The following is a 21,657-nucleotide window of genomic DNA, read 5'->3' as shown; positions in this document are numbered from 1 at the left end:
ACCCGGCCCTCAAGCACTGTAACGGCCGCGGATCAGGCCGACTTGACCGTTTCGCCGGCACGGCGGTCCAGCACCTGGTCGATCAGGCCGTAGTCGCGGGCGGCCTCGGCGCTCATGAAGCGGTCGCGCTCCATGTCACGCTCGATCTTGTCCAGCGGCTGGCCGGTGTGCTGCACGTAAATATCGTTAAGGCGGCGGCGCAGGTACAGGATTTCCTGGGCCTGGATCTCGATATCCGTGGCCTGGCCGCGGGCGCCGCCCGACGGCTGGTGGATCATCACGCGCGAATTGGGCAGCGAATAGCGCTTGCCCTTGGCGCCGGCCATCAGCAGCAGCGAGGCGGCGCTGCAGGCCTGGCCCACGCACATGGTGCTGACGTCGGGCTTGATGAACTGCATGGTGTCGTAGATCGCCAGGCCGGCGGTGACGGCACCGCCCGGGCTGTTGATGTACAGATGGATGTCCTTGTCCGGGTTCTCGGACTCCAGGAACAGCATCTGCGCGACCAGCAGGTTGGCAACCTGGTCGTTGACTTCGCCGACGAGGAAGATCACGCGCTCTTTCAGCAGGCGCGAATAGATGTCGTACGAACGCTCGCCGCGCGCCGTCTGCTCGACGACGATGGGGACCAGGTTGAGGTTCTGGATCGGGTCCATGGCCATGCTTGTCGCTCTCCGGGTTGATACGCCTGACATTGCTGATGGATCGTGCTGGAAACCGCGCCAAACCGCCATCCGGGCGGAAATCGCGCCTTCCTGCGGCACGTGGTTCGTCGCTGCCCGCTCCGCGGCCGGACCTGTCAGGCCGGCCGCGTCGACTCCTTGAACCTCAAGGAACGGCGGGCGTCAATCGATACCCGCCTCAGGCGCTGACCGGGCGCATCACCTCGTCGAAGCTCAGGTTCTCGTCGGTGGTCTTGGCGTGATCCGCCACCCACAGCGCGACCTGGTCTTCCATCACGCGGTTCTGCAGCCCGGACATCAGTTGGGGGTCGGAGTTGTACAGTTCAATGACCTTTTCCGGCTCCTCGTAGGTCGAGGCGATCGCGGCGAGCTGCTCGGCCAGGCGGATGCGGTCCAGCTTCAGCTCCTGCTTGCGGGCCAGCTCGCTCATCAGCAGGCCGGCGATCACGCGCTTGCGGGCCATCGGGGCAGCGGCCTCGACCAGCTGCGGCGGCGGCTGCTGGCCGCGCGGCACGCTGCCGGCGGCGAGCTGCTGGGCCTCGGACTGCACCATGATGTTCGGCACTTCGAGGCCGTCATGGGCGTCGGCCAGCTTCTCGGCCACCTGCGACTTCAGGCGCGCCATCAGGGTAGCCTTGAGCTCGCGCTCCAGGTTGTTGCGCACTTCCTTGCGGAACTGCTCCAGGTCGCCGTCGACGATGCCGAACAGCTTGGCGAACTCGCCGTCCACGGTCGGGAGCTTGGGCTCCTGCACCTTCACGATCTTGAACGAGACCTTGGCGGTCTGGCCGGCCAGGCTCTCGTTGCGGAAATCGGCGGGGAATTCCACGTCGGTCTCGAACTCGTCGCCGGCCGAGCGGCCGGTCAGGGCCTCGTCCAGCGCTTTGAACAGGGTGCCCGAGCCCAGCACGCTGCCGGCGCGCTCCAGGCCTTCGGCCGGGAAGCGGTAGTCGCCGGCGGTGGCGCTGTACTCGAACATCACGAAGTCGCCCTCGGCCGAGGCGCGGGCCACTTCGTCGAAGCTGCGGCGCTGGGCGCGCAGGGTCTCGATCATCTTCTCGATGTCGGCGTCGGTCACTTCGGCGACCGGGCGCTTGATCTCCAGCGCGGCCACGTCGACTTCCGGGAACTCCGGCATGATCTCGAAGGTGGCGGTATAGGTGATCTCGCCGTTTTCCGGCTGGCCGGTGGTGTCCACCGAGGGGTTGGCGACCGGACGCAGATTCTCCTGGTTCACCGCCTCGCGCAGGGTGGTGCCGATGAGGTCGGACAGCACCTCGCCGCGCACCTGCGCGCCGAAGCGCTGCTGGATCACCGTGGTCGGCACCTTGCCCGGACGGAAACCCTTCAGGCGCACCGTGCGGCCCATCTCGGCGATGCGAGCGCTGACCTGCGACTCGAAGCGCTCCGCGGGGAACTTCACCGTGAGCTTGCGCTCGAGCTTGCCAACGTTTTCAACCGAAACCTGCATGACGTCTCCTGAATACCCGAAAGTGCGCGCCGACCGCGCCCGGCGGTCGTGCCGCCCGCAAAGAAAACCACCAATTCGATAAGGGATGGTGCGAAAGGAGGGACTCGAACCCTCACGGGGTTAACCGCTGGAACCTAAATCCAGTGCGTCTACCAATTCCGCCACTTTCGCTCGGACCGACCTGGGGAAAGACGCCTAAGCTGCGGATACCGCGAGGAATTCACGCAGACACCTGGCCTGCCCCATCCCCCGTCCGTACCCGGGCCCCTCGCCCTAAGTCGATGATTCCCTTACACGAAAGCGGGCCATTTTACGGTTGCGCGCGGCGGCAAGACAAGCCGATGGCGGCTTGTCCACGCCTTTATATAAAGATGCCGCCCGCTCAATGGCTTGCGCGCCGCACGCGGCGCGGGGGCGGTCTCAGAGCTCGCGGAGAACGCGAAAGCCCACCCTTCCGCTGCGCACATTGCCGTCCGCGCCCTGCCGGTAGGCCGAGCGCACCTGGTCCGGCGAACTGCCCCAGGAACCGCCGCGCACCACCCGCGTCGAGCAGCCAGGGTTGACCCACGCGCTGCCGTCGGCGGGCGCGCGCACGTAGCTGTCGTGCCAGCAGTCCATCACCCACTCCGACACGTTGCCGTCGATATCGAACAGGCCGTACGGGTTGGCCTCGAAGGTCATCACCGGCGCCGGCCCCCAGTAGCCGTCGCGGTACTTCTCGAAGGCATTGCTCCAGCGCCGGCCGCTCTGCGAGCGGTCGCCCGAGCCGGTGAGATTTTCCACCTTGCGGGTGGGCGTGCCGTTGCCCCACCAGTACTTGGTGGTGGTGCCGCCGCGCAGCGCGTATTCGAACTCCGCCTCGCTGGGCAGGCGGTAGCGCTTGCCGGTGCGCTGGCCGAGCCAGTCGACGTAGGCCTTGGCGTCGTTCCAGGAAATGTTCACCACCGGCAGGCGCTCGTCGGTGGCGGCGCGGCCGGCGTAGTCGCTCTGCCAGGTGGCGTCCGGATCGTCACGCAGCGCGCCGCCGCGTTCGTCGTAGACGCTGGCGCCGCCGAGCTTCTGCGAGTCCGGCTGGTAGCCGCTGGCGCGTACGAATTCGCGGAACTGGCCGATGGTGATTTCCGCGCGCGACAGCGCGAAGCCCTTGCCGATGGTGACCTGGTGCTGCGGCGTCTCCGCGCCCGCATGGCCTTCCTCGCCATCCGGCGCGCCCATGCTGAAGCTGCCGGTGGGAATGACCACCATCGACGGCGTCTGCCCCGGCAGGTCCACGTAGCGGTCGGTGAACACCTGCCCCGGCTTGTAGCTGGCGTAGAGGCGCGCATTGGTGAGGCGTTCCTGCAGGTCGGCGAGGCCCTGCAGATCCGGCGCCAGCTCCTTCACCTGCTCGGCCAGCTGCAGCGCCAGCGCCTGGTCGCCGCCGTCCAGCGCCGAGCGCGCCTGCGCCAGCAGGTTGGCGGCGCGCTGGTGGCGGATGCCGTCGACGCGGCTCTGCACGTCCTGCAGCGCGGGCGAGCCGGGCAGGATGGTGGCCGCCTCGGTCAGCGCATCGCCGGCGCCCTTGAAGTCGTTGCTGGCCACCGCGGCCAGTGCGCGATCGAGCACCGCGCGCTGCACCTGCGCGATGCCCTGCGCGGCCACCGCATTTTCGGCATCGAGCTGCTGCACCTGGCGATACAGCTCCAGCGCATTGCCGCCCTTGGGCGCGTCCACTTTGCCCTGCTGCAGCAAGGTCGCCGCCTGCGCCAGCATCGGCCGCACCTGGGCCAGCGTCTTGAGCTTCGCCTCGGCCTGGGCCACGTCGTCCTTGCTGTCGGGCACGCTCTTCAATGCGTCGAGCAGGTCCTTGGCCGATTCCTCGTCGCCGACCAGGATGTCCTGGCCGATCTCCGCGACCAGGCGCGCGCGCACTTCGTACAGGCCCTGCGCGGCGCGGCGGCTGTCGGGTTTCATCTTCAGCGCTTCGGCGAACAGCGCGGCGGCGCCGTCCTTGTCGCCGGCCAGCTGGCCGTTGCGCAGCGCCTTGGTGGCCCTGTCCAGCAGCGCTTCGACTTCGGGCGTGTCGGCGCTCTTCTGCTCGGGCAGGCTCTCGTTCTTCTTGCTCATGCGCGCCACGATCACATCCGTGGGCGCCAGCGTCACCGGCGGGCCGGCATCCAGTTCGGCCTGCGCCGTGCTCGCCGGCGCGCGGCCGGCGCCGAGCGGCGCGGCGGCGGGGCCGAGGTTCATCGCGCGCTGCGTCTGCACCCGCGTCGGGTCGACGTGGAACACGCGCGGAAAGAAGTGATAGACCAGCGCCATCCCGAGCAAGACCACGCCAAGCGCTCCGCCCAGGGCGCGCTGGCGTTGTACGGTTTCCTTGCTCGGCATGGTGCGTGTCCTTGGGGCAGCCTGCTAAGGTGCGCCGCTAACCATAGGCACAAACCCCTGACAGGACAATGAGCGATGCATGTCCCTCAGGCTGCGAAGGAAGCTTCGATGCAACTTCCCGTTACCCCGGCGGCGGACTGGATCACCAGCCGCGCTGCGCTCGAGCAATGGCTTGCCGCGCTGCCCGCCGACGCCGCGCTCGATCTCGACACCGAGTTCATGCGCCGCAATACCTTCTATCCGCAGCTGGCCCTGCTGCAGCTGGGCTGGCAGCAGCGCTACGCGCTGGTCGATCCGCTCGCCTTCGACATCGGCGACGCGCTACGCCCGCTGCTCGGCAACGGGCAACTGCTCACGGTGATGCACAGCGGCAGCGAAGATCTCGAAGCGCTGGCCCCGCTGCTGCCCGGCGGCCCTGCCCGCCTGTTTGACACGCAGATCGCCGCGGCCTTCGTCGGCATGGGGCTGGGCATCAGCTATCGCGCGCTGGTGGCCGAACTGGTCGGCGCCGAACTGGACAAGGGCGAGACGCGCTCGGACTGGATGCAGCGCCCGCTCACCGAATCGCAACGCGCCTACGCCACGCTCGACGTGGTCTATCTCGAACCCGTGCACGAGCAGCTCGCCGAGCGCCTGGAGCAGCGCGGCCGCAGCGCCTGGCATGCGGAAGACTGCGAACGCCTCAAGCGCCGCGCCTGCGTGCGCGAAGGCGATCCGCAGCCGCAGGAGAATTTCCGCGGCGCCGCCGAATGGCAGCCCGCGCAGCAGGCGCGCCTGCGCCGCATCCTGCTGTGGCGCGACGCCACCGCGCGCCAGCAGGACCGCCCGCGCCCCTGGCTGCTGGAAGACGCCCAGGCCATGAACCTGGCGCAGCTGCCGCCGCAGAGCTCGGCCGAGCTCGACGAACGCACCCGCGGCCAGCGCGCCCTGCGCAGCCCGCAGCGCACCGAGCTGTTCCAGCTGCTGCAGCAGCCGGTGACCGAAGAAGACATCGCCGCAACAGCGCCGATTCCCGGCACGCCCCAGGGCGAGGCGAAGAAGTCGCTGGCCGCGATGAAGGACGCCGTCGACAGCACCGCCCTGGCGCTGGACCTGCCCCCCGGCCTGCTGTGCCCGCGCAAGGTGCTGGAGACCTACGTCGTCACCCGCGCCTGGCCGGAATTCCTCGAAGGCTGGCGCCGCGAACACCTGCACGACCGCCTCGCCGGGCTGCTGCCGGACTGACGCCGGCCCCATGCGGCTTGGAGACTTGGAGGCCTGGGGGCTTGGCGGCCCCCCGGCGCCGCTGCTAATATCCGCGGCTCGCGTGGGGCGGTAGCTCAGCTGGGAGAGCGCTGCGTTCGCAATGCAGAGGTCGGGAGTTCGATCCTCCTCCGCTCCACCAATCTTCTCAGACAAAAAGCCCCGAAAGTATTTCGGGGCTTTTTTGTTGCCTGCCGTTCCTGCGGCCCGGGCCAGGCTCATTGCTGATGGCAAGCCATGCAGGCATAGCTGCTGCCGATCATCATGGGTGCGCTCGCCTTCTTGCCCGGCGGGGTTTCCACATTGAACGCGGCCACGTTCGCCTCGGCGTCGCGGATCCTTTGCTCCAGCACCTCGCGATACGGCCACTGCGCATAGCCGGGTGATTGCTTCGCGGCGGCGTAGACCTTGCGTGCCGTCTGCCAATCGCCGGACTTGGTCAGCATGTCGCCCATGTTGAGGAAAAAACCTTCCTCGTTGTGCGGTGCCTTGGCCGAGTTGAGACAGGCCCGTGCGTCGCGGCTGTTGGCGGTCGCCTTGACCACATTCTTCGCGAAGCGGTCGAGATTGCCGCCCTGGCGATCGAGCGTCATGTTTCCGCACACGTCCAGATTCCGCCATTGCTGTTCGAGCCCCTGCTTGAAGCCCTCGCTCGCGGCAGGCGCGCCGCTCATCACATAGCCCGTGGTGAACAGGTTGAAGGCCGGCCAGTCGGATACCGCCTGATGCATCACGTCCATGCCTTGCTGGCGCGCGGCGGCGTCACGATCGATCCGCGCCTCGGTCAGCATCGCGCTGGCCAGGAAGCCGCGATAGCGCGCGTCGTCCGGCGCAAGCGCCACCGCTTTCTGGAAATACTTGCGGGCCAGCACGATGTCGTCGGTGATGCTGGCGGGACGCTGCTGCAAGCGATCGCTTTCAGCCACGCGCCACATATGCAGCCAAGCCACATGAGCGGCGCTCACCGCATCGCTGGGATCGCGCAGATAGGCCGCCGTGGACGCCTCGATGCTGGCCTGAATATGCGCATAGTCGCCGCTGCGGAAGGTTTCCCAGAACAGCTGATCGGCTTGCAGCGCCGCAGGCTGGCGGGATGGCGCAGCTGCAGATTGCGCCATGGCCAGGCCTGCGGCAGCACAACCGAGGGCGGCCGCGAGCGCGAAGGCCACGGGTTTGCGGACGCAGGACAGGCGGTCGAACCGGGGCGAGCTTTTCATGTGGCGATTTCCATGGCTGGCGTTGAACTCCATGGGCCGCATTATTCCGAGCGCGCCGGCACACCGGCACTGCGCTTGATCAGGCGCCGGCTTTGACAGCTGTCATGCCGCCGTGGATCGGTGGCGGCATCGGCACCGCCATACAGGCCCCAACTGACAAGCCGAAGTCCCTGGCGGCCATGTTCGGCGCATCGCCGGCCGCTCAACATGGATGCTGCGACACGACTCACCAGCACTCGATCGAGCGCTCCCCATTCATCGCGCACGCCACCAGGGCACGGTGACCCCACTCGCATGTCCCGCGCCACGCCATGAACGACTACTTCACCGCCTCGGAACCTCAGACTCCGAGAGACCGGTTGCCCCGCGCGATCTGCGACAGCGTGTTGACCAGGCTGTGCGCGGCAAACTCCGATGTCGGCTTCGCCCTGATCTCGACCAGGGATGCGCTCGTGGTCAGCCATCGCGCCCATGCGCAGATCGATCCGAGCCGCCTGGCGGCCATGACGTCATCGATCATCGCGATCTGCGAATCGCTCTCGCAAGAGTTCGATGGCGGCCACTGTCAATCCGTGTGCCTGAGCATGAGCGGCTATACCTGCGTCATCGCCCACATCCCCGCGAACCAGCATTCGCTCGCACTGGCAATCGGCGTGCGAGGCGAGGTTCTGCTTGCGCGTGCCAGGCGGCTGACACTGGACGTCGCCGAGCGTGTCGCGACGTCATTGAACGCTCTGGCAGCAACGGAGGACGCGGCAGCGCCCGCATCCATCATCCATAACGCAAACACGATCAACAGGGGAACCCTATGAACAGCTTTTCGCTCGACTCGCTCAAGAACCTCGACGGATATATCGCCAGCGCCCTCGTCGATTCCGACAGCGGCATGCTGATGGCCGGCGACAGCCAGGGCAACATCGATCTCGACCTGGCGGCCGCGGGCAATGCCGAAGTGCTGCGCGCCAAGCGCAAGGTCGCGGTGGCCTTGCACATCGACAGCGCCATCGAAGACATCCTCATCAGCCTGGAGGATCAGTACCACCTGATTCGCCCGCTGGAGACGAACAAGAATGTCTTCCTCTACGTGATCATGGATCGCCGCCGCTCGAACCTCGCCATGTCCCGGCACCACCTCAAAGCCTTCGAGAAGACCCTCGACTTCTCCTGAGCTCGTCCATCAGCAAGCGCTGAGGAAGTTCGATGCATGTCGAAATCCATATAGCGGGCATTTCCCGCGAGCTGGAGAAGAGAATCGCTCTGGCTTGCGGACTGCTTGCCGCGGATCAACTTCAAGCGGACATGCATCCCTGGAAGGGACGTGCCTGCGACGTGCTGGTCGTGGACATGCAAAGCGGCTACGGCCGATCGGCCTATGACGTCGCCAGGCGAAAGTCTTTCCCCATCCTCGGTTTCGGCGCGGAGGGTTCCTGGAACGCAGCGTCGGGAATCTGCCAGCTGGATCATCATGTACCCGTAGCCATCATCGCCAAGGCACTTCGGGGCATGCTGCTTCGCTCTGCGCCCCCGGCAGAAGCATCCGCCACCGGCCTGCTCGATGCCTGCATGCGTGAAACAGGCGGTACCGCCGACCTGCATGCGGCACATGGCCCGGTCGCCGTGATCATCCGGCCGGTGGCGGGTCGAATTCATGCCCGCACGGTGAGCGACCTGCTCGCGGCGGAAGCACGCCTGCTCAACCCCGGATGGCTGACAACCCTCGCGCTGCAACCGCAGTGGGATGACGCGGACTGGCATATTTCGCGCAGCCTCGACAGCTTCTTTGTACTCGCCTGCCGCCGGCTCCAAAGCCGGCTTCCGATCCTGGAACAGCGCAGCTTCAAACTCAGGCGCTGGCCGGATCTGGGGAGCATCCCCGATGACGTGGACTCCCTTCGCCTGGCCACGCTGTTCCACCGGTCCGCATGGACCGTGCAGGACCTTGCGCAACACACCGGCCTCGACGCCGTCGGGATCAACGCCTTCTGCTGGGCGGCGCTCGCCGGCGGAGCGCTGGCTTCCACCGAACTGCCCGTCCCTGCGCCGGTCGCCGGCCGGACCCATCATGCAGCCTCGTCGATGCTGCAGCGGGTTGCCCGTCATTTTGGAGTGAGATTGGGCCATGGCCACTTGCGCGCCTGACACCACCGTGAAGCTTCTTTTCGCCGGCCCGGTGGGCGCCGGGAAGTCCACGGCGATTCGCGCCATTTCAGACACGCCGCCCATCTCCACCGACGTGCCCTGGAGCGATGCCGTCGCCGGCGGCAAAACGACGACCACGGTTGCTTTCGACTACAGCAGCATCCGCCTGGATGAGCACTCGACGCTTCATCTTTACGGCCTGCCGGGGCAGGAACAGTTCAATTTCATGAGCGCCGTCATCGCGCCCGGCGCCATCGGCGTGGTTCTGCTGCTGGATGGCTCGTCATCTGAGGTGGTGCAAGACGGCGTGCATCAGGTCCGGCGAATGAAACGGCTTTTCCCGGGCCTTCAGTGCGTGATCGGCGTGGCCAAGACCGATCTGTCACCGCATTTTTCGCTGGGCGAGCTTTATCAAGCCGTCCTCACCGAAGGTTGCAATGCCCCCATTTTCACCATCGACCCAAGAAATCGCGGCGAGGTCACTCAACTCGTCCGCGCCCTCTTGATGCTGGTCGGGTAACCAGCTGCTGCGTGCAAGACAGCGTACTGCCGGAAGTGACTGAGCCGCCCGCCAATCAGCGGGCGGTGGGATTGGGCGCCATCCGCTGCGGCACGCCGGCCACGTTCGACGAGACCAGCCCCAGCCCCTGCCAGAAATCCGCCGGATACGACAGCGTGGGCCGCCCCACCCAGCCGCGCACCACGTCCAGTTCGTAGCCGCCATCCACGCGCTTGTACGCCACCGAGTTGAGCGCGATGGCATCCCAGTCGCCGGCGTAGCGAATATCGCCCAAGGCATCCGGATAGTGGCCGTTGCGCACTTTGTAGAGCTCGATCAGGGCGATGGCGGTCTTGAAGTTCTGGTCGCCGAACTTCGCGTCCGCTTGCTGTTTCATGGAGCAACCCGCACCGAGGAAAGCCGCTCCAAGCACCACGGCAAGCATGTATGCGCGCCATTTCATTCCATTCTCCTTTTGCGATCCGAAGGAACCCAAGCGGCAGCTGCACGACCAACGCCCTAGCGGCGGGCGGTGCGCCGTGGCCTTCCCGCCGGTTTGCCGTCCGGCAGGCCGCAGACCTCCCGAACGCATTCACGCAACCATTGGTGTACAGGGTCCGTATGCAGGCGCGGATGCCAGAGCATCGAGATGTTGAAGGCCGGCGTGGCCACCGGCAACGCGAAGCTGTGCATGCCTTCGCGCAGGTTGCCGGTGTGGCGTTCCGGCACGCTGGCGACCAGGTCGGTCTGCCGCGCCAGCGACAGTGCGGTGGCGAAGCCGCCGACGATGGTGGCGACTTCGCGCGCCAGGCCCAGCGCGGCAAGCGCTTCGTCGATCGCGCCCTTTTCGCGGCCGCGCCGCGACACGCTGATATGGCGCCCGCCGGCATAGCGCGCCGCGGTGAGCCGGCCGCGGCTGAGCGGATGGCCCTGGCGCACCACGCCGATATAGCGGTCGCGGAACAGCGCCTGCACGCGCATCTCGGGACCGGCGTTGGCGTCGACCACGCCGGTTTCCAGATCGACAATGCCGTCGCGCAGCGGCGCGCTGTCCTTGTCCGGCTTCTGCATGAAACGCAGATGGATGCCCGGCGCCTCGGTGGCGATGCGGGCGATCAGCGCGGGGCCGAAGTTCTCTACGAAGCCCTCGCTGGTGCGCAGGGTGAAGGTACGCGCCAGCTGCTCCAGCCGCGGCCTGACCGCGGGGCGCAGCACTTCCTCCGCGCCCAGCACGAGCTGGCCGACCTGTTCGCGCAGTTCCAGCGCGCGCGGCGTCGGCACCAGACCGCGGCCGGCGCGCACCAGCAGCGGATCGCCGGTGGCTTCGCGCAGGCGGGCCAGTGCGCGGCTCATCGCCGAAGGGCTCAACCGCAGCCGCCGCGCGGCGCGCGCGACGCTGCCCTCGGCGAGCAGCACGTTGAGGGTGACCAGCAGGTTGAGATCGGGCATGGACATGCGCGCCACCATGGCACCGGCGATACCTGGCGTCAAACGCACGGATAAAGTGCAAATGCTGCGCCTTCCGTCATGCCACGGGCGGCATTAAGTTGCCGGCATCCACGCCGCCGGAGTCGCCCGCTTCATGTCCAAGCCGCTTGTTTCCGCCCAGGGCGAATGCGCCATCGAGGGCGCAACGCGCCAGCCCGCCGCGCCCTGGGCGCTGGCCGGCCTGGCGCTGTCCATGCTGCTGCCCTCGCTGGATACCAGCATCGCCAACACCAGCCTGCCGCTGCTGGCGAAAGCGTTCGATGCGCCGTTCCAGCAGGTGCAATGGGTGGTGCTGGCGTATCTGCTGGCCATCACCACGCTGATCGTCGGCGCCGGACGCCTGGGCGACCTGATCGGCCGCAGGCGCCTGCTGCTGGTCGGCATCTTCTGCTTCACCTTCGCTTCGACGCTGTGCGGCGTGAGCGGGCAGCTGTGGGTCCTGATCGCGGCGCGCGCGGAACAGGGACTGGGCGCGGCGATCATGCTCGCGCTCACCATCGCCAGCGTCAGCGAAGCCGTGCCCCGCGACCGGATCGGCCGCGCGATGGGCCTGCTCGGCACCATGTCGGCGATCGGCACCGCGCTGGGGCCGTCGCTGGGCGGCGTGCTGGCGGCGGCGTTCGGCTGGCAGGCGATCTTCCTGGTCAATGTGCCGCTGGGTGTGCTGGCCTTCGTGCTGGTGTCGCGGCATATGCCACGCGAGCACGCCATCGAGAAGCCTGCGAGCGCGGGCTTCGATCCGCTCGGCACCGTGCTGCTGGCGATGACGCTGGCGGCGTATGCACTCGCCATGACGCTGGGCCATGGGAAGTTCGGCGCGCTCAATCTGGCCCTGTTGCTGGCCGCCGTTGCGGGTGCCGCGCTGTTCGCTTACGCGCAGACACGGGTGGCCTCGCCGCTGATCCGCCTGTCGATGCTGCGCGATGGCAAGCTGAGCGCGGGGCTGGCGATGAGTGCCTTGGTGTCGGCGGTGATGATGACGACGCTGGTGGTCGGGCCGTTCTATCTGTCGCGTGCGCTTGGCCTGGCACCGCTGTGGGTGGGCCTGGTGTTGTCGTCCGGCCCCTGCGTCACCGCATTGAGCGGCGTGCCGGCCGGCCGGCTGGTGGATCGGCTGGGTGCGCGCCGCACGACCACGCTCGGCCTGGTCGGCATCGCCACCGGCACCTCGCTGCTGTCCATGTCCACGCTGTGGCCGCTGGGCGTGGCCGGCTATATCGGCCCTATCGTGATCACCACGCTCGGCTATGCACTGTTCCAGGCCTCCAACAACACCGCGATGATGACGGGCGTGGCGCAAGGCCAGCGCGGCGTGGTGTCGGGGATGCTCAGCCTGTCGCGCAATCTCGGCCTGGTGACGGGGGCGTCGGCGATGGCCGGGATATTTGCGTGGGCGGTGGGCAGCGGCGATGTCGCACATGCCGCGCCAACCGCGGTGGCGTTCGGCATGCGCATGACCTTCGGCGTGGCAGCGGCATCGATGCTGTTGGCCATCACCGTTGCGTCCCGGCGTAGGTTGGGGTGAGCGCAGCGAACCCCAACGCTGGCACGGCCTCCAACCTCCGTTGGGGTTCGCGTTCGCTCACCCCAACCTACGCCGAGGCCTCTACGCGATGCGCGGTGCGTTGGATCTGCCGCAGCTTGATTGGCTTCTTGGCCGAACCATCCCGCCGGCGCCGCTTCGCCACCGAACGCCACGCCACGGTGGCCACGCCACCGGCGGAACTCACGCCACCCGCGATCAGCCACGCGGTACCGATGCATAAAGGACACATAAGCCGCCCTCCTCTCAATGCTCGCTGCAGCAGGGCGGCACGGCCGCTGTCACCCCGGGCCACTCGCCGACGCCGCCCGGCAGCATGTCGAAGAAATGCCACAGCACGCAGAAATCGTCGCCGGGACTGAAGCCGGTGTCGGATACGCGCAGGATGGCGTCGCCGTCGCGGCGGAACACCGACAGCCCTGGCAGCCAGCCGCCCTTGGGCGATACATAGCCCATGTCCTTGGCGAAGCTGCTGCCTGCATGGCTGAGTATCGGGAATTTCCAGCCGCGCAGCTCGGCCATGCGCTGCTGCACCGAGGGCCGGTCGGGGCTGGTGACGGCGAAACCCGCGCGCGTCACCACATGCTGGTGGATGCCGTTGTAGCCATCCGCCCACAGCGTGCAGTACGAACAGGCCACGCCCATGTTGTGCACCACGATCAGGTCTTCGTGTTCGCCGAACAGCTCGGACAGGCGCACCTTGCCCTCGGTGCCGTTGAACTCGTAATCGTCCACCCGCTGCGGCTCCACGCCGGCCAGGGTGTCGCGCATCTGCTCGCGGATGCTGGCGATCTGGCGGCGGTAGTCGGCGAGCTTGCCGCTCACGTCGTTGTATTTCATGGCGGTGTTCCTTGGCGCTCAGGTGCCGTAGGCGATGCGGTGCTTCACCCAGGCCATCGGGTACGACAGGCTTTCCTCGTTGCGGCCCAGCGGCGAAGCATCCAGGTACTGGTAGGCGGCGTTGAAGATGTCGATGCCGCGCGAATAGGTGGAATAGGTGTGGTAGACCTTGCCGTCCTCGTCCTTGAAGAACGCGCTGACGCCCGGGTAATCGCTGCCGCTGACCTTGATCGTGCCGTAGTTGTAGTAGGCCTCGCCGCGCTCCAGCACGTCGGGCCGGAACGACACGCGGTAGTCGTAGTTGAAATCGTCCAGCGACGACACCCACGGAAAGCTCCAGCCGAACTCGCGCGCCTGCTTCTGCAGCTTGGCCAGCGGCGCGCGCGAGATCGCCGCGAAGGCGACGTCGTGCTGGGCCAGGTGCGGCACGATGCCATTGAAGTTGTCGGCCCAGAACGCGCAGCTCTTGCAACTGATCTCCCACTCCGGCGCGTACATCAGGTGGTAGACCATCAGCTGGCTGCGATCGCCGAACAGATCGGCCAGCGTGGCCCTGCCCTGCGCCGTCTCGAACGCATAGTTCTTCTCGACCAGCTCCCACGGCAGCTCCTGGCGCTGCCGGGTGACTTCGTCGCGCAGATGGGTGAGTTCTTTCTCTTTGGCGAGGAAAAGCTTGCGGGCTTCCAACCATTCCTCGTGACTGACGATGCGATGCTGAGCCATGACCATGACCTCGGGATAAGGGGAGTTGGGGGCTTGCTGCATAGACGGCGCGCCACCGCGGCGCGCTTTATTTCCTGCCTGGCGTGCGCTTCTTCGCTGCTTTGCGCGCAGGCTTGGCGGCCGCCGCGGCGCGGCGCTCGTCGATATCCGCCAGGGTGACGGCGAGCAGGTCGAACTGCTGCTGCCAGTACTTGCTGTAGCGGTTCATCCACACCGCCGCTTCCAGCATGGGGCCGGCATCCAGGCTGCAGCGGCTGATCCGGCCGGTACGTTCCTGCTGGATCAGGCCGGTGCGCACCAGCACCTGGATATGTCGCGAGACGGCCTGCAGCGAGATATCGAAGGCCGCGGCGATTTCCGATACCAGCAAGGCCTGCCCGTCGAGCCGTTCGAGGATGTCCCGGCGTACAGGATCCGAAAGCGCGAAGAACACCTGGTTGAGGCGTTCCTGGGCCAGCTCGGGATGTTCGCCCGAGGCGTCGACGAGGTGCAGGAGCTGCTGGATATTCATCATGGGCAATGAATATCAACACATTGATTGATAGTCAACAAATATATTGATTGTTTGGACGATCGAGCCACTAAAAGCCGCAAACCAGCTCGATCAGCTCAAACAGCGAGCCAACATCAATTCTTGAGCGCAGTCGCAGCGAACAGCATCCTTGTCGGCACGCAATCGCGGTCGCGATGCGGCGACGCCAGCCAAGCCTTGTCCTGCCGTATGGTCGTGGCCATTTCGGTCAGCGATTTCTCGTAGGCAGCGACCAGCGTCTTGTCGCCGTGCAGCTCTTGGTCTGCCTGTCGCTTGAATGCCGCCAGTTGCGTATCGGATACCCCGCAACCTTCCTTGCCGATCGCATAAATGCCGCCAAGCTGGCGAGCTCGTTCCAAAGGTGTCTGCGGTTCCCCTGCCATCGCTGCGGCGCTTGCCAGCAGCGGCATCGCCAACATGGCGATACGCATCCTTGCGTGCATTTTGAAGTTCTCCCTGGCTGGGTGCTTGCTTGGATAGCTACGGGTTCCGCAGCCTGGACGGATGCTAATCCATCCAGGCTGCGATCGCCTCAGAACCGGTAACTAAACGTCACCGACGCCGCCTGCGCCGACGCATGCCCCACGTTGAGCAGCGCGTCGTAGCTGAGCGACAAGGTCGACGCCCGCGTCGGATGCATCTCCACGCTCGCGCCCAGCGTGGCGTACGAGCGCGGCAGGTCCGTGCCGGGGGCGGCGAACAAGGTGCCGTCCTGCGCGGCCACCGTCACGCCGCGGTGGCGGCCGGCGGTTTCGGTGGCGTAGCCGGCGCGCAGTTGCAGATCGAGCGGCTTGCCGTCGTTGTCGAAGGACCGGTCGAACGACAGGCCGACATACGGCTGCAGGCTGCGTGCACTGTCCACGCCCACGCGCAGATTCTGTCCGCGCGCGCCGTCTTCGCCGAAGGCATTGCCGTGGAAGTAGGCGTAGCGCGCGCCGATGCTCGGCGTCAGCGTGCCACCGCCCACTGCAACCGGCATGGCCGCCTGCAGCGCCGCGGTGAACTCGTGCCCGACGTGATCGCCCTCGGCCACGCCGATGCCGCCGAAGTTGCGCTTCTGCGAGAGGTCGTCGAAGGCGTAGCCCACCGTGCCGGACAGGCGCACCGCACCGAACGGCTGCGCGCCGTAAAGCGCCAGGCGCACGGTATCGGTCTGCGCGGTGTCGCCGGTGACGTTCTCGCGCAGGTTGCTGTGCGAGAAGCCCGCCGCAGCGCCGACCGTGGCATCGCCCAGCGGACGGTCCACACCCATCATCAGGCCGTACTGGTCCATGTGGAAACCGGGTTGCCCGCTGCGCCCTTCGATATCGGTGCCGGCGCCTGATGCGGTCACCCACAGGCCGTCGCCCTTGCGCGACCGGTCGTCGAGCAGCGCGCGATCCACCAGCGAAGCATTGGCGGACTGCGCGCGCAGCAGCGCGGCCGTGCCGAGCGCGGCGTAGTTGGAGGTCTGCGTGGGTGCGATCACGGTCGGCCCGCTCGGGCCGGTCGGCGTCGCCAGGTTCAGGCCGACCTGGTTCGCGCCGTAGGTGACCGTGGGCGTGAGCGTGCCGAGCGCGGCGCCATTGGCATACGTGTTGGTGACATTGCCGAACGTACCGGTGACGCTGCCGCCCGCCGTCACGATGGTGTACTGATGCGCGGTGTAAGTGCCCGGATCGTAGATAAGCGCCAGCGTGCCGCCCAGGCTGGCGTTGCCGCCCACCTTCAGCAGCGACGCATCGGTGGGGCTCACTTCGATGGACAGCGTGCCGTTCGCCGACTGCGCGTAGTTGCCGGCGACGGTCAGCGTGCCGATGGATCCACCCGGCGCCACCATGCCGTCGTTGGTGACGCTGCCGGTGATGCTGCCATGGCCTTGCAGCTTGCCTTGCGCGCCCACCGCCACGTCGCCGCCGAGAACCGCGCCGGGCGAGCTGGCATCGCCAACCGCCAGCGTGCCGGCGGTCACGTTGGTCTTGCCGGTGAACGCGCTGCTGTCGCCATTGACGGTCAGCACCGCACTGCCCTGCTTGTTCAACACGCCGCTGCCCGTGAAGCTGCCGGCGAACGTGCCGCTGCCGAGATTCAAGGTATTCGCGCCGAGCGCCACGCGGCTGCCGCTGACGCCGGCCAGCGTAGCGATGGTCTGTGCACCGGCCGCGGAGATATCGAAGCTCGCGCCGCTGCCGTTCAACGCAAGCGCCGTCGCCGGCACCAGCGAGCCGCTGCCGGCCAGGGCCAAGGTGCCGCCGGTGACAGTGGTGGCGCCGGTGTAGGTATTGGCGCCGGTCAATGTTTGCGTGCCGCCACTCAGCGTCAGTCCGCCCGTGCCGCCGATCGCGCCGCCGAAGCTGCCGTTCGCCTGCGTGAGGGTCAGCGACTGGCTGCCGAGATTCACGCTGCCGGTACCGGCCAACCCCGCGATCGAAGTGCCGGACGTGGTCGCCGAGATATCGAAGTTACCGTTGGCTAGCGTGACGCCGCTCGATGCCGCGATGCTGCCGGCGCCCTGCAGCAGCAGCGTGGCGCCGTTGATGGTGGTCGCACCGGTGTAGGTGTTCACGCCGGTCAGCGTCTGCGTGCCGCCGCTCAGCGTCAGCCCGCCCGCGCCGCCGATCACGCCGTCGAACGTGCCGGTGGCCTGCGTGATCGTCAGCACACTTCCGCCGAGATTCACGCTGCCCGTGCCGGTGAGATTGGCCACCGATGCGCCGCTGCTGCTCGCGGCGATATCGAAGGTGCCGTTCGCCAGCGCAAGCCCGCTGGACGCCGCGATGCTGCCGCTGCCCTGCAGCGCGAGAGCGCCGCTGACGGTCGTGGCACCGGTATAGGCGTTATTGCCCGTCAGTGTTTCGGTGCCGGTGACGTTCAGACCGCCCGCACCGGAAATCGCGCCATCGAACTGGCCGCTGCCCACCAGCGTGAGCGCCTGGCTGCCGAGGTTCACCGCACCGCCGCCGCCGAGCGCGTGGATCGTCGCGCCGGTGTTCGCGGCCGTCACATCGAGCGTGCCGTCGACCGTCACCGCGCTGGAGGAAGCGATGCTGCCCGCGCCGGTCAGTGCCAGCGTGGCGCCGGTGCCGATCGCGGTCTGGCCGCTATACGCCTGCGCGGCGCTGAAAGCCTGCGTACCGCCGGTGATGGCAACGCCGCCGGTTCCCGTCATCGCGCCGTCGTAGCTGCCGCTCGCGCCTGTCAGTGTCAACGTCTGCGCACCGAGATTCACGCCGCCATTGCCGGTGAGCGCCTTGATGCTCGCACCGGCCGTCGTGCCCGAGATATCGAAGCCGCCGCCATTCGCCACGCCGCTCGACGCCGCGATGCTGCCCGTCCCCGTCAAAGCCAGCGTGGCGCCCTGCTGGATCGTGGTGGTGCCGGTATAGGCATTGCTGCCGCTGAGCGTCTCCGTGCCGCTGGCCACGACCAGGTCGCCCGCGCCGGTGATGTTGCCGCCGAAGTTGCCGGCCGCCTGTGTCAAGGTGAGCGTGTGCAAGCCGAGGTTGACCTGGCTGTTGGCACCGCTGCCGCTGAGCGTGGCGATGGATGCGCCGCTCGTCGCACCCGTGATGTCGAACAGTCCATTCGCCACCACCCCGCTCGACGCGGCGATGCTGCCGTTGCCTGACAAGGCCAGCGTGCCGGCGCTATCGATGGTGGTCAGCCCGGTATACGCGTTGACGCCGCTGAGGAATTGCGCGCCACCCGCGATGGTGAGCCCGCCGCTGCCGGAGATGATGCCGTCGAACGCGCTGCCGCCATTGGCGATGGTAAGCGTCTGCGCACCGAGCGTGACGGCGCCGCTGCCGGAAAGCTGCTGGATGCTCGCACCCGCGGTCGTTCCCGCGATATCGAACGTACCGTTGTTCTGCACGCCGCTGGACTGCGCGATGGAGCCGGCGCCGCTCAGCGCCAGCGTGGCGCCGCTGTCGATCGCGGTGGCGCCGGTGTAGCCGTTGTTGCCGCTCAGCGTCTGCGTGCCCGCACCGATCTCGATGCCGCCGGTGCCGCCGATGGCGCCGTTGAAGCTGCCGCTGGCCTGGGTAATCGTCAGCTGCTGCGCGCCGAGGTTGACGGTACCGCTGCCCGTGAGCGTGCTGATGCTCGCGCCATTGCTGGTGGCGGAGATATCGAAGGTGCCGTCGCTCGCCACCCCGCTCGATGCAGCGATGCTGCCCAAGCCGCTCAACGCCAGCGTGGCGCCGCTGCCGATGCTGGTGGCGCCGGTATACGTCTGCACGCCCGAAAACGTCTGCGTGCCGCCGCTGACGGTCAGCCCGCCGCTGCCGCCGATCACGCCGGCATAAGTGCCGCCGCCGTTGGTCAGCGTGAGCGTCTGCGCGCCCAGCGCGACATTGCCATTGCCGGACAGGCGGGTGATCGATGCGCCGCTGCTGGTGCCTGAGATGTCGAAGCCGCCGCCGTTCAACACCAGGCCGGCCGAACTGGAAATGCTGCCCGTGCCGGTGAGCGCGAGCATGGCGCCGTTGGCGACGGTGGTCTGGCCGGTATAGGCGTTGGTACCGCTCAGCGTTTGCGTGCCACCCGCGATGGTCAGGCCGCCGCTGCCCGCGATGCCGCCCGCGAAATCGCCGCTGGCGTTGGTGATGTTGAGGTACTTCGAACCCAGCGCCACCGAACCGCTGCCGGTCAGCGCGGCGATCGCCACGCTGCCGCTGCTGCCGGAAATATCGAAGTTGCCGTTATTCACCAGGCCGCTGGAACTGGCGATGCTGCCGGCGCCGGCCAGGGCCAGCGTGGCGCCGGCATCGATGCCGGTCTGCCCGGTGTAGGTGTTGACGCCGGAGAAGCTCTGCGTGCCGCCGGCTACCGTGACGCCGCCCGAGCCGGAAATCACGCCGGCGAACTGCGAGCTGGCCTGGGTGAGCGTCAGGTCCTTGGCACCCAGCACCACCGCACCCGCGCCGGCAAGCGAAGTGATGCTGCTGCCGCTGGCGGTGGTGCCGGAGATATCGAAAGTGCCGTCGGCGGTAACGAGCGACGACGAAGCGATGCTGCCCGCGCCGGTCAACGCAAGGGTCGCACCGGCGCCGATGCCGGTCGCGCCGGTATAGGCCTGCGCCGCGGTCAGCGTCTGCACGCCGCCGGTGATCGACAGGCCGCCGCTGCCGCTCACGACACCGTCGAAACTGCCGCTGGCGTTGGTCAGCGTCAGCGTCTTGCCGCCGAGCAGAATATTGCCGGCGCCGCTGATGGCCTGCACCGAAGCACCGGCATTGGTGCCGCTGATGTCGAAGTTGCCATTCACCGCCACGCCGCTCGACGCGGCGATGCTGCCGTTGCCGCTGAGCGCCAGCGTGCCGCTGTTGATGGTGGTGGAACCCGTATATGTGTTGACGCCGGTCAGCGTCAGCGTGCCGCTGCCGTTCTGTTCCAGGTTGCCGGTGCCGTCGATGACGCCGCCCAGCGACACCGCATCGCTGCGGTTGAAGGCCAGTGTGCCCAGGTTGTGCACATTGCCGACGATCGAACCGGTGGTGCCGCCGTTGCCGATCTGCAAGGTGGAATAGGTGTCGATCGAGGTGCCGCCGGTGTAGGTACCCGTGCCGGAAAGCGTGAGCGTGCCGGCACCGGTCACGGCCAGGGCGCCCGCGCCGGAGATCGGGCCGGAGAACTGCAGGCCATCCGCGCCGTCCATATCGCCGGTGAGGGTGGAACCGGCGCCGAGCGTGAACGCGTTGTCCAGCACCATGTTCGGGTCCTGCGCGAACACGCGCGCCTGGGCGCCCGCCGCAAGGTCGATGCCGCCGGTGATGCTGCCGCCGTTGAACATGGTCAGCGCATTGCCGGTACCGTTGAACTGGATCGCCAACGCGGTGCTGCCGTCCGGATTCAGTCCGCCGCTGATGCTGCCGTGGGGGCCGTTGACGATGGTGTTGCCGTTCCAGGTGACCACGCCGATGCCGCCCTGCCCGCCGACGGCGCCGTTGCCGCCGGCGATGCTGCCATCGTTCTGCAAGGTGGCGAACTGACCGACCAGGTTGACGCCCGCGCCGCCGCTGCCGCCATGCGCGGAGTTGTCGGCGCTGCCGGTGCCCGCCACCGCGCCGTTGCCGCCCTGGATGCTGGCGCTGTTGGTGGTCGAGGTGTTCTGGCCCAGCACCAGCACGCCATCGCCGCCCGCGCCGCCACCGCCGTTGTTGCCGCCGTTGCCGCCCGCACCGCCGCTGCCGCCGCTGACCTGGCCGTTGATCTGGATGTCGGCACCGTCGGCAATCGCCAGCACGCCCGCGCCGCCACCGCCGCCGCCGGCGCCATTGCTCGAGCCGCCGCTGGTGCCGTTGCCGCCCGCGCCGCCGATGCCGCCGGTCACGCTGGCGCCGTTCTGCACGTTGAGCTGGATGCCGCCGCCGGTGAAGGTCACGCCCGCACCGCCGCCGCCGCCGCCGCTGGAGAAATTGAAACCATCGGCACCGGCCGCGCCCGCGCCGCCATTCGAGGTGGCGGTGATGTCGAGCGTGCCGCCGCCGGTGGTGCCGACGCTGCCGCCGGCACCACCGGCGCTCGCGCCGGCCGCGCCCGCGCCGCCGACACCGTTCGCGGCGGCCGGCGCACCGACGACCTGGTCGGTGTTTCCGGTGCCCGAATTGAACACGCTGGCGCCACCGCCGCTGCCATTGCCCGCGCCACCGCCGCCGGTGCGCTGGGGAATGCCGGCGCCGCCCGGTGCGCTGCAGGAAGGAATATTGCTGGCGCTGGAACTGCACGCGCCCCACGCCGTCGAGGAGACCATCGCCAGGCCTACCGCCAGCGCCAGGGGCCGCAGCCTCGGCGCGATTCGCGCCCCGCTCTCGCCGGACACGCCGCTGCTTGAATGCGCCAGTTCGGAAGCCACCTGCAGCAGGCGCAGCGAACGATTCCAGACGAGCCGGTAGATGCGGTTCATGACGGTACCCCTGTTTATTGGATG

Annotated in this window: 17 protein-coding genes and 2 tRNA genes; 7 read left to right on the top strand and 12 right to left on the bottom strand. The window is 67.8% G+C overall.

Annotation, left to right across the window (positions count from 1 at the left end):
- Nucleotides 1–32 precede the first annotated feature (32 nt).
- From clpP to KK141_RS05130, 4 genes are all read right to left on the bottom strand, one after another.
- On the bottom strand, nucleotides 33–662 hold the full coding sequence (clpP, locus tag KK141_RS05145) for an ATP-dependent Clp endopeptidase proteolytic subunit ClpP (RefSeq protein WP_167255536.1): 630 nt from the start codon (nucleotides 660–662) through the stop codon (nucleotides 33–35).
- A gap of 199 nt (nucleotides 663–861) precedes the next feature.
- Nucleotides 862–2,154, bottom strand: coding sequence for a trigger factor (tig, locus tag KK141_RS05140; RefSeq protein WP_214570370.1), 1,293 nt, complete (start codon nucleotides 2,152–2,154; stop codon nucleotides 862–864).
- Nucleotides 2,155–2,240: 86 nt separating this feature from the next.
- Nucleotides 2,241–2,325: transfer RNA gene (locus KK141_RS05135), tRNA-Leu, on the bottom strand.
- A gap of 249 nt (nucleotides 2,326–2,574) precedes the next feature.
- Nucleotides 2,575–4,524, bottom strand: coding sequence for an SUMF1/EgtB/PvdO family nonheme iron enzyme (locus KK141_RS05130; protein WP_214570371.1), 1,950 nt, complete (start codon nucleotides 4,522–4,524; stop codon nucleotides 2,575–2,577).
- A 108-nt stretch (nucleotides 4,525–4,632) separates the two neighbouring features.
- Between KK141_RS05130 and rnd the strand changes: the two genes are divergently transcribed.
- Both rnd and KK141_RS05120 read left to right on the top strand, forming a co-directional pair.
- Entirely contained in the window at nucleotides 4,633–5,748 is a 1,116-nt protein-coding gene (gene rnd, locus KK141_RS05125; RefSeq protein ID WP_214570372.1) for a ribonuclease D, read from the top strand.
- Between the two features lie 84 nt (nucleotides 5,749–5,832).
- Nucleotides 5,833–5,908, top strand: a tRNA-Ala gene (locus KK141_RS05120).
- Nucleotides 5,909–5,984: 76 nt separating this feature from the next.
- Here KK141_RS05120 and KK141_RS05115 read toward each other — a convergent pair.
- On the bottom strand, nucleotides 5,985–7,016 hold the full coding sequence (locus KK141_RS05115) for a hypothetical protein (protein WP_214570373.1): 1,032 nt from the start codon (nucleotides 7,014–7,016) through the stop codon (nucleotides 5,985–5,987).
- Nucleotides 7,017–7,294: 278 nt separating this feature from the next.
- Between KK141_RS05115 and KK141_RS05110 the strand changes: the two genes are divergently transcribed.
- Genes KK141_RS05110 through KK141_RS05095 form a run of 4 tightly spaced genes read left to right on the top strand, consistent with a single transcriptional unit; the run spans nucleotide 7,295 to nucleotide 9,642 of the window.
- Nucleotides 7,295–7,795 carry a hypothetical protein gene (locus KK141_RS05110; RefSeq protein WP_214570374.1) on the top strand — a complete coding sequence of 167 codons (501 nt, stop codon included), beginning with the start codon at nucleotides 7,295–7,297 and terminating at the stop codon, nucleotides 7,793–7,795.
- On the top strand, nucleotides 7,792–8,151 hold the full coding sequence (locus tag KK141_RS05105; protein WP_214570375.1) for a roadblock/LC7 domain-containing protein: 360 nt from the start codon (nucleotides 7,792–7,794) through the stop codon (nucleotides 8,149–8,151). Before KK141_RS05110 ends, KK141_RS05105 begins: the two co-directional genes overlap by 4 nt.
- 32 nt (nucleotides 8,152–8,183) lie before the next feature.
- Entirely contained in the window at nucleotides 8,184–9,122 is a 939-nt protein-coding gene (locus KK141_RS05100) for a hypothetical protein (RefSeq protein ID WP_214570376.1), read from the top strand.
- A gap of 7 nt (nucleotides 9,123–9,129) precedes the next feature.
- Nucleotides 9,130–9,642: an ATP/GTP-binding protein gene (locus tag KK141_RS05095; protein WP_214570377.1), complete on the top strand. Its 513-nt coding sequence runs from the start codon at nucleotides 9,130–9,132 to the stop codon at nucleotides 9,640–9,642.
- Nucleotides 9,643–9,697: 55 nt separating this feature from the next.
- On the opposite strand, the gene KK141_RS05090 is transcribed toward KK141_RS05095, so the two are convergent.
- Together KK141_RS05090 and KK141_RS05085 are read right to left on the bottom strand one after the other, a co-directional pair.
- Nucleotides 9,698–10,018, bottom strand: coding sequence for a hypothetical protein (locus KK141_RS05090; RefSeq protein WP_250901569.1), 321 nt, complete (start codon nucleotides 10,016–10,018; stop codon nucleotides 9,698–9,700).
- A gap of 122 nt (nucleotides 10,019–10,140) precedes the next feature.
- On the bottom strand, nucleotides 10,141–11,076 hold the full coding sequence (locus KK141_RS05085) for a LysR family transcriptional regulator (protein WP_214570378.1): 936 nt from the start codon (nucleotides 11,074–11,076) through the stop codon (nucleotides 10,141–10,143).
- A gap of 127 nt (nucleotides 11,077–11,203) precedes the next feature.
- Between KK141_RS05085 and KK141_RS05080 the strand changes: the two genes are divergently transcribed.
- Nucleotides 11,204–12,634: an MFS transporter gene (locus tag KK141_RS05080; protein ID WP_214570379.1), complete on the top strand. Its 1,431-nt coding sequence runs from the start codon at nucleotides 11,204–11,206 to the stop codon at nucleotides 12,632–12,634.
- Nucleotides 12,635–12,898: 264 nt separating this feature from the next.
- Here the strand turns inward: KK141_RS05080 and KK141_RS05075 are convergent, their stop codons facing one another.
- From KK141_RS05075 to KK141_RS05055, 5 genes are all read right to left on the bottom strand, one after another.
- The gene (locus tag KK141_RS05075) at nucleotides 12,899–13,492 is read right to left on the bottom strand and encodes a DUF899 family protein (protein WP_214570380.1); all 594 of its coding nucleotides are present in this window, start codon (nucleotides 13,490–13,492) and stop codon (nucleotides 12,899–12,901) included.
- Nucleotides 13,493–13,510: 18 nt separating this feature from the next.
- Nucleotides 13,511–14,215, bottom strand: coding sequence for a thioredoxin family protein (locus KK141_RS05070; protein WP_214570381.1), 705 nt, complete (start codon nucleotides 14,213–14,215; stop codon nucleotides 13,511–13,513).
- Nucleotides 14,216–14,282: 67 nt separating this feature from the next.
- Nucleotides 14,283–14,729: a metalloregulator ArsR/SmtB family transcription factor gene (locus KK141_RS05065; RefSeq protein ID WP_214570382.1), complete on the bottom strand. Its 447-nt coding sequence runs from the start codon at nucleotides 14,727–14,729 to the stop codon at nucleotides 14,283–14,285.
- A 113-nt stretch (nucleotides 14,730–14,842) separates the two neighbouring features.
- The gene (locus KK141_RS05060; RefSeq protein WP_214570383.1) at nucleotides 14,843–15,178 is read right to left on the bottom strand and encodes a hypothetical protein; all 336 of its coding nucleotides are present in this window, start codon (nucleotides 15,176–15,178) and stop codon (nucleotides 14,843–14,845) included.
- Nucleotides 15,179–15,279: 101 nt separating this feature from the next.
- Nucleotides 15,280–21,633 (bottom strand): autotransporter-associated beta strand repeat-containing protein, encoded by a 6,354-nt coding sequence (locus KK141_RS05055; RefSeq protein ID WP_214570384.1) that lies wholly within the window; start codon nucleotides 21,631–21,633, stop codon nucleotides 15,280–15,282.
- Between the last annotated feature and the right edge of the window lie 24 nt (nucleotides 21,634–21,657).

It is taken from the genome of Dyella sp. LX-66, assembly GCF_018599165.1.
GTDB lineage: Bacteria > Pseudomonadota > Gammaproteobacteria > Xanthomonadales > Rhodanobacteraceae > Dyella_D > Dyella_D marensis.
This window is presented reverse-complemented; position numbering and strand designations above follow the sequence as displayed.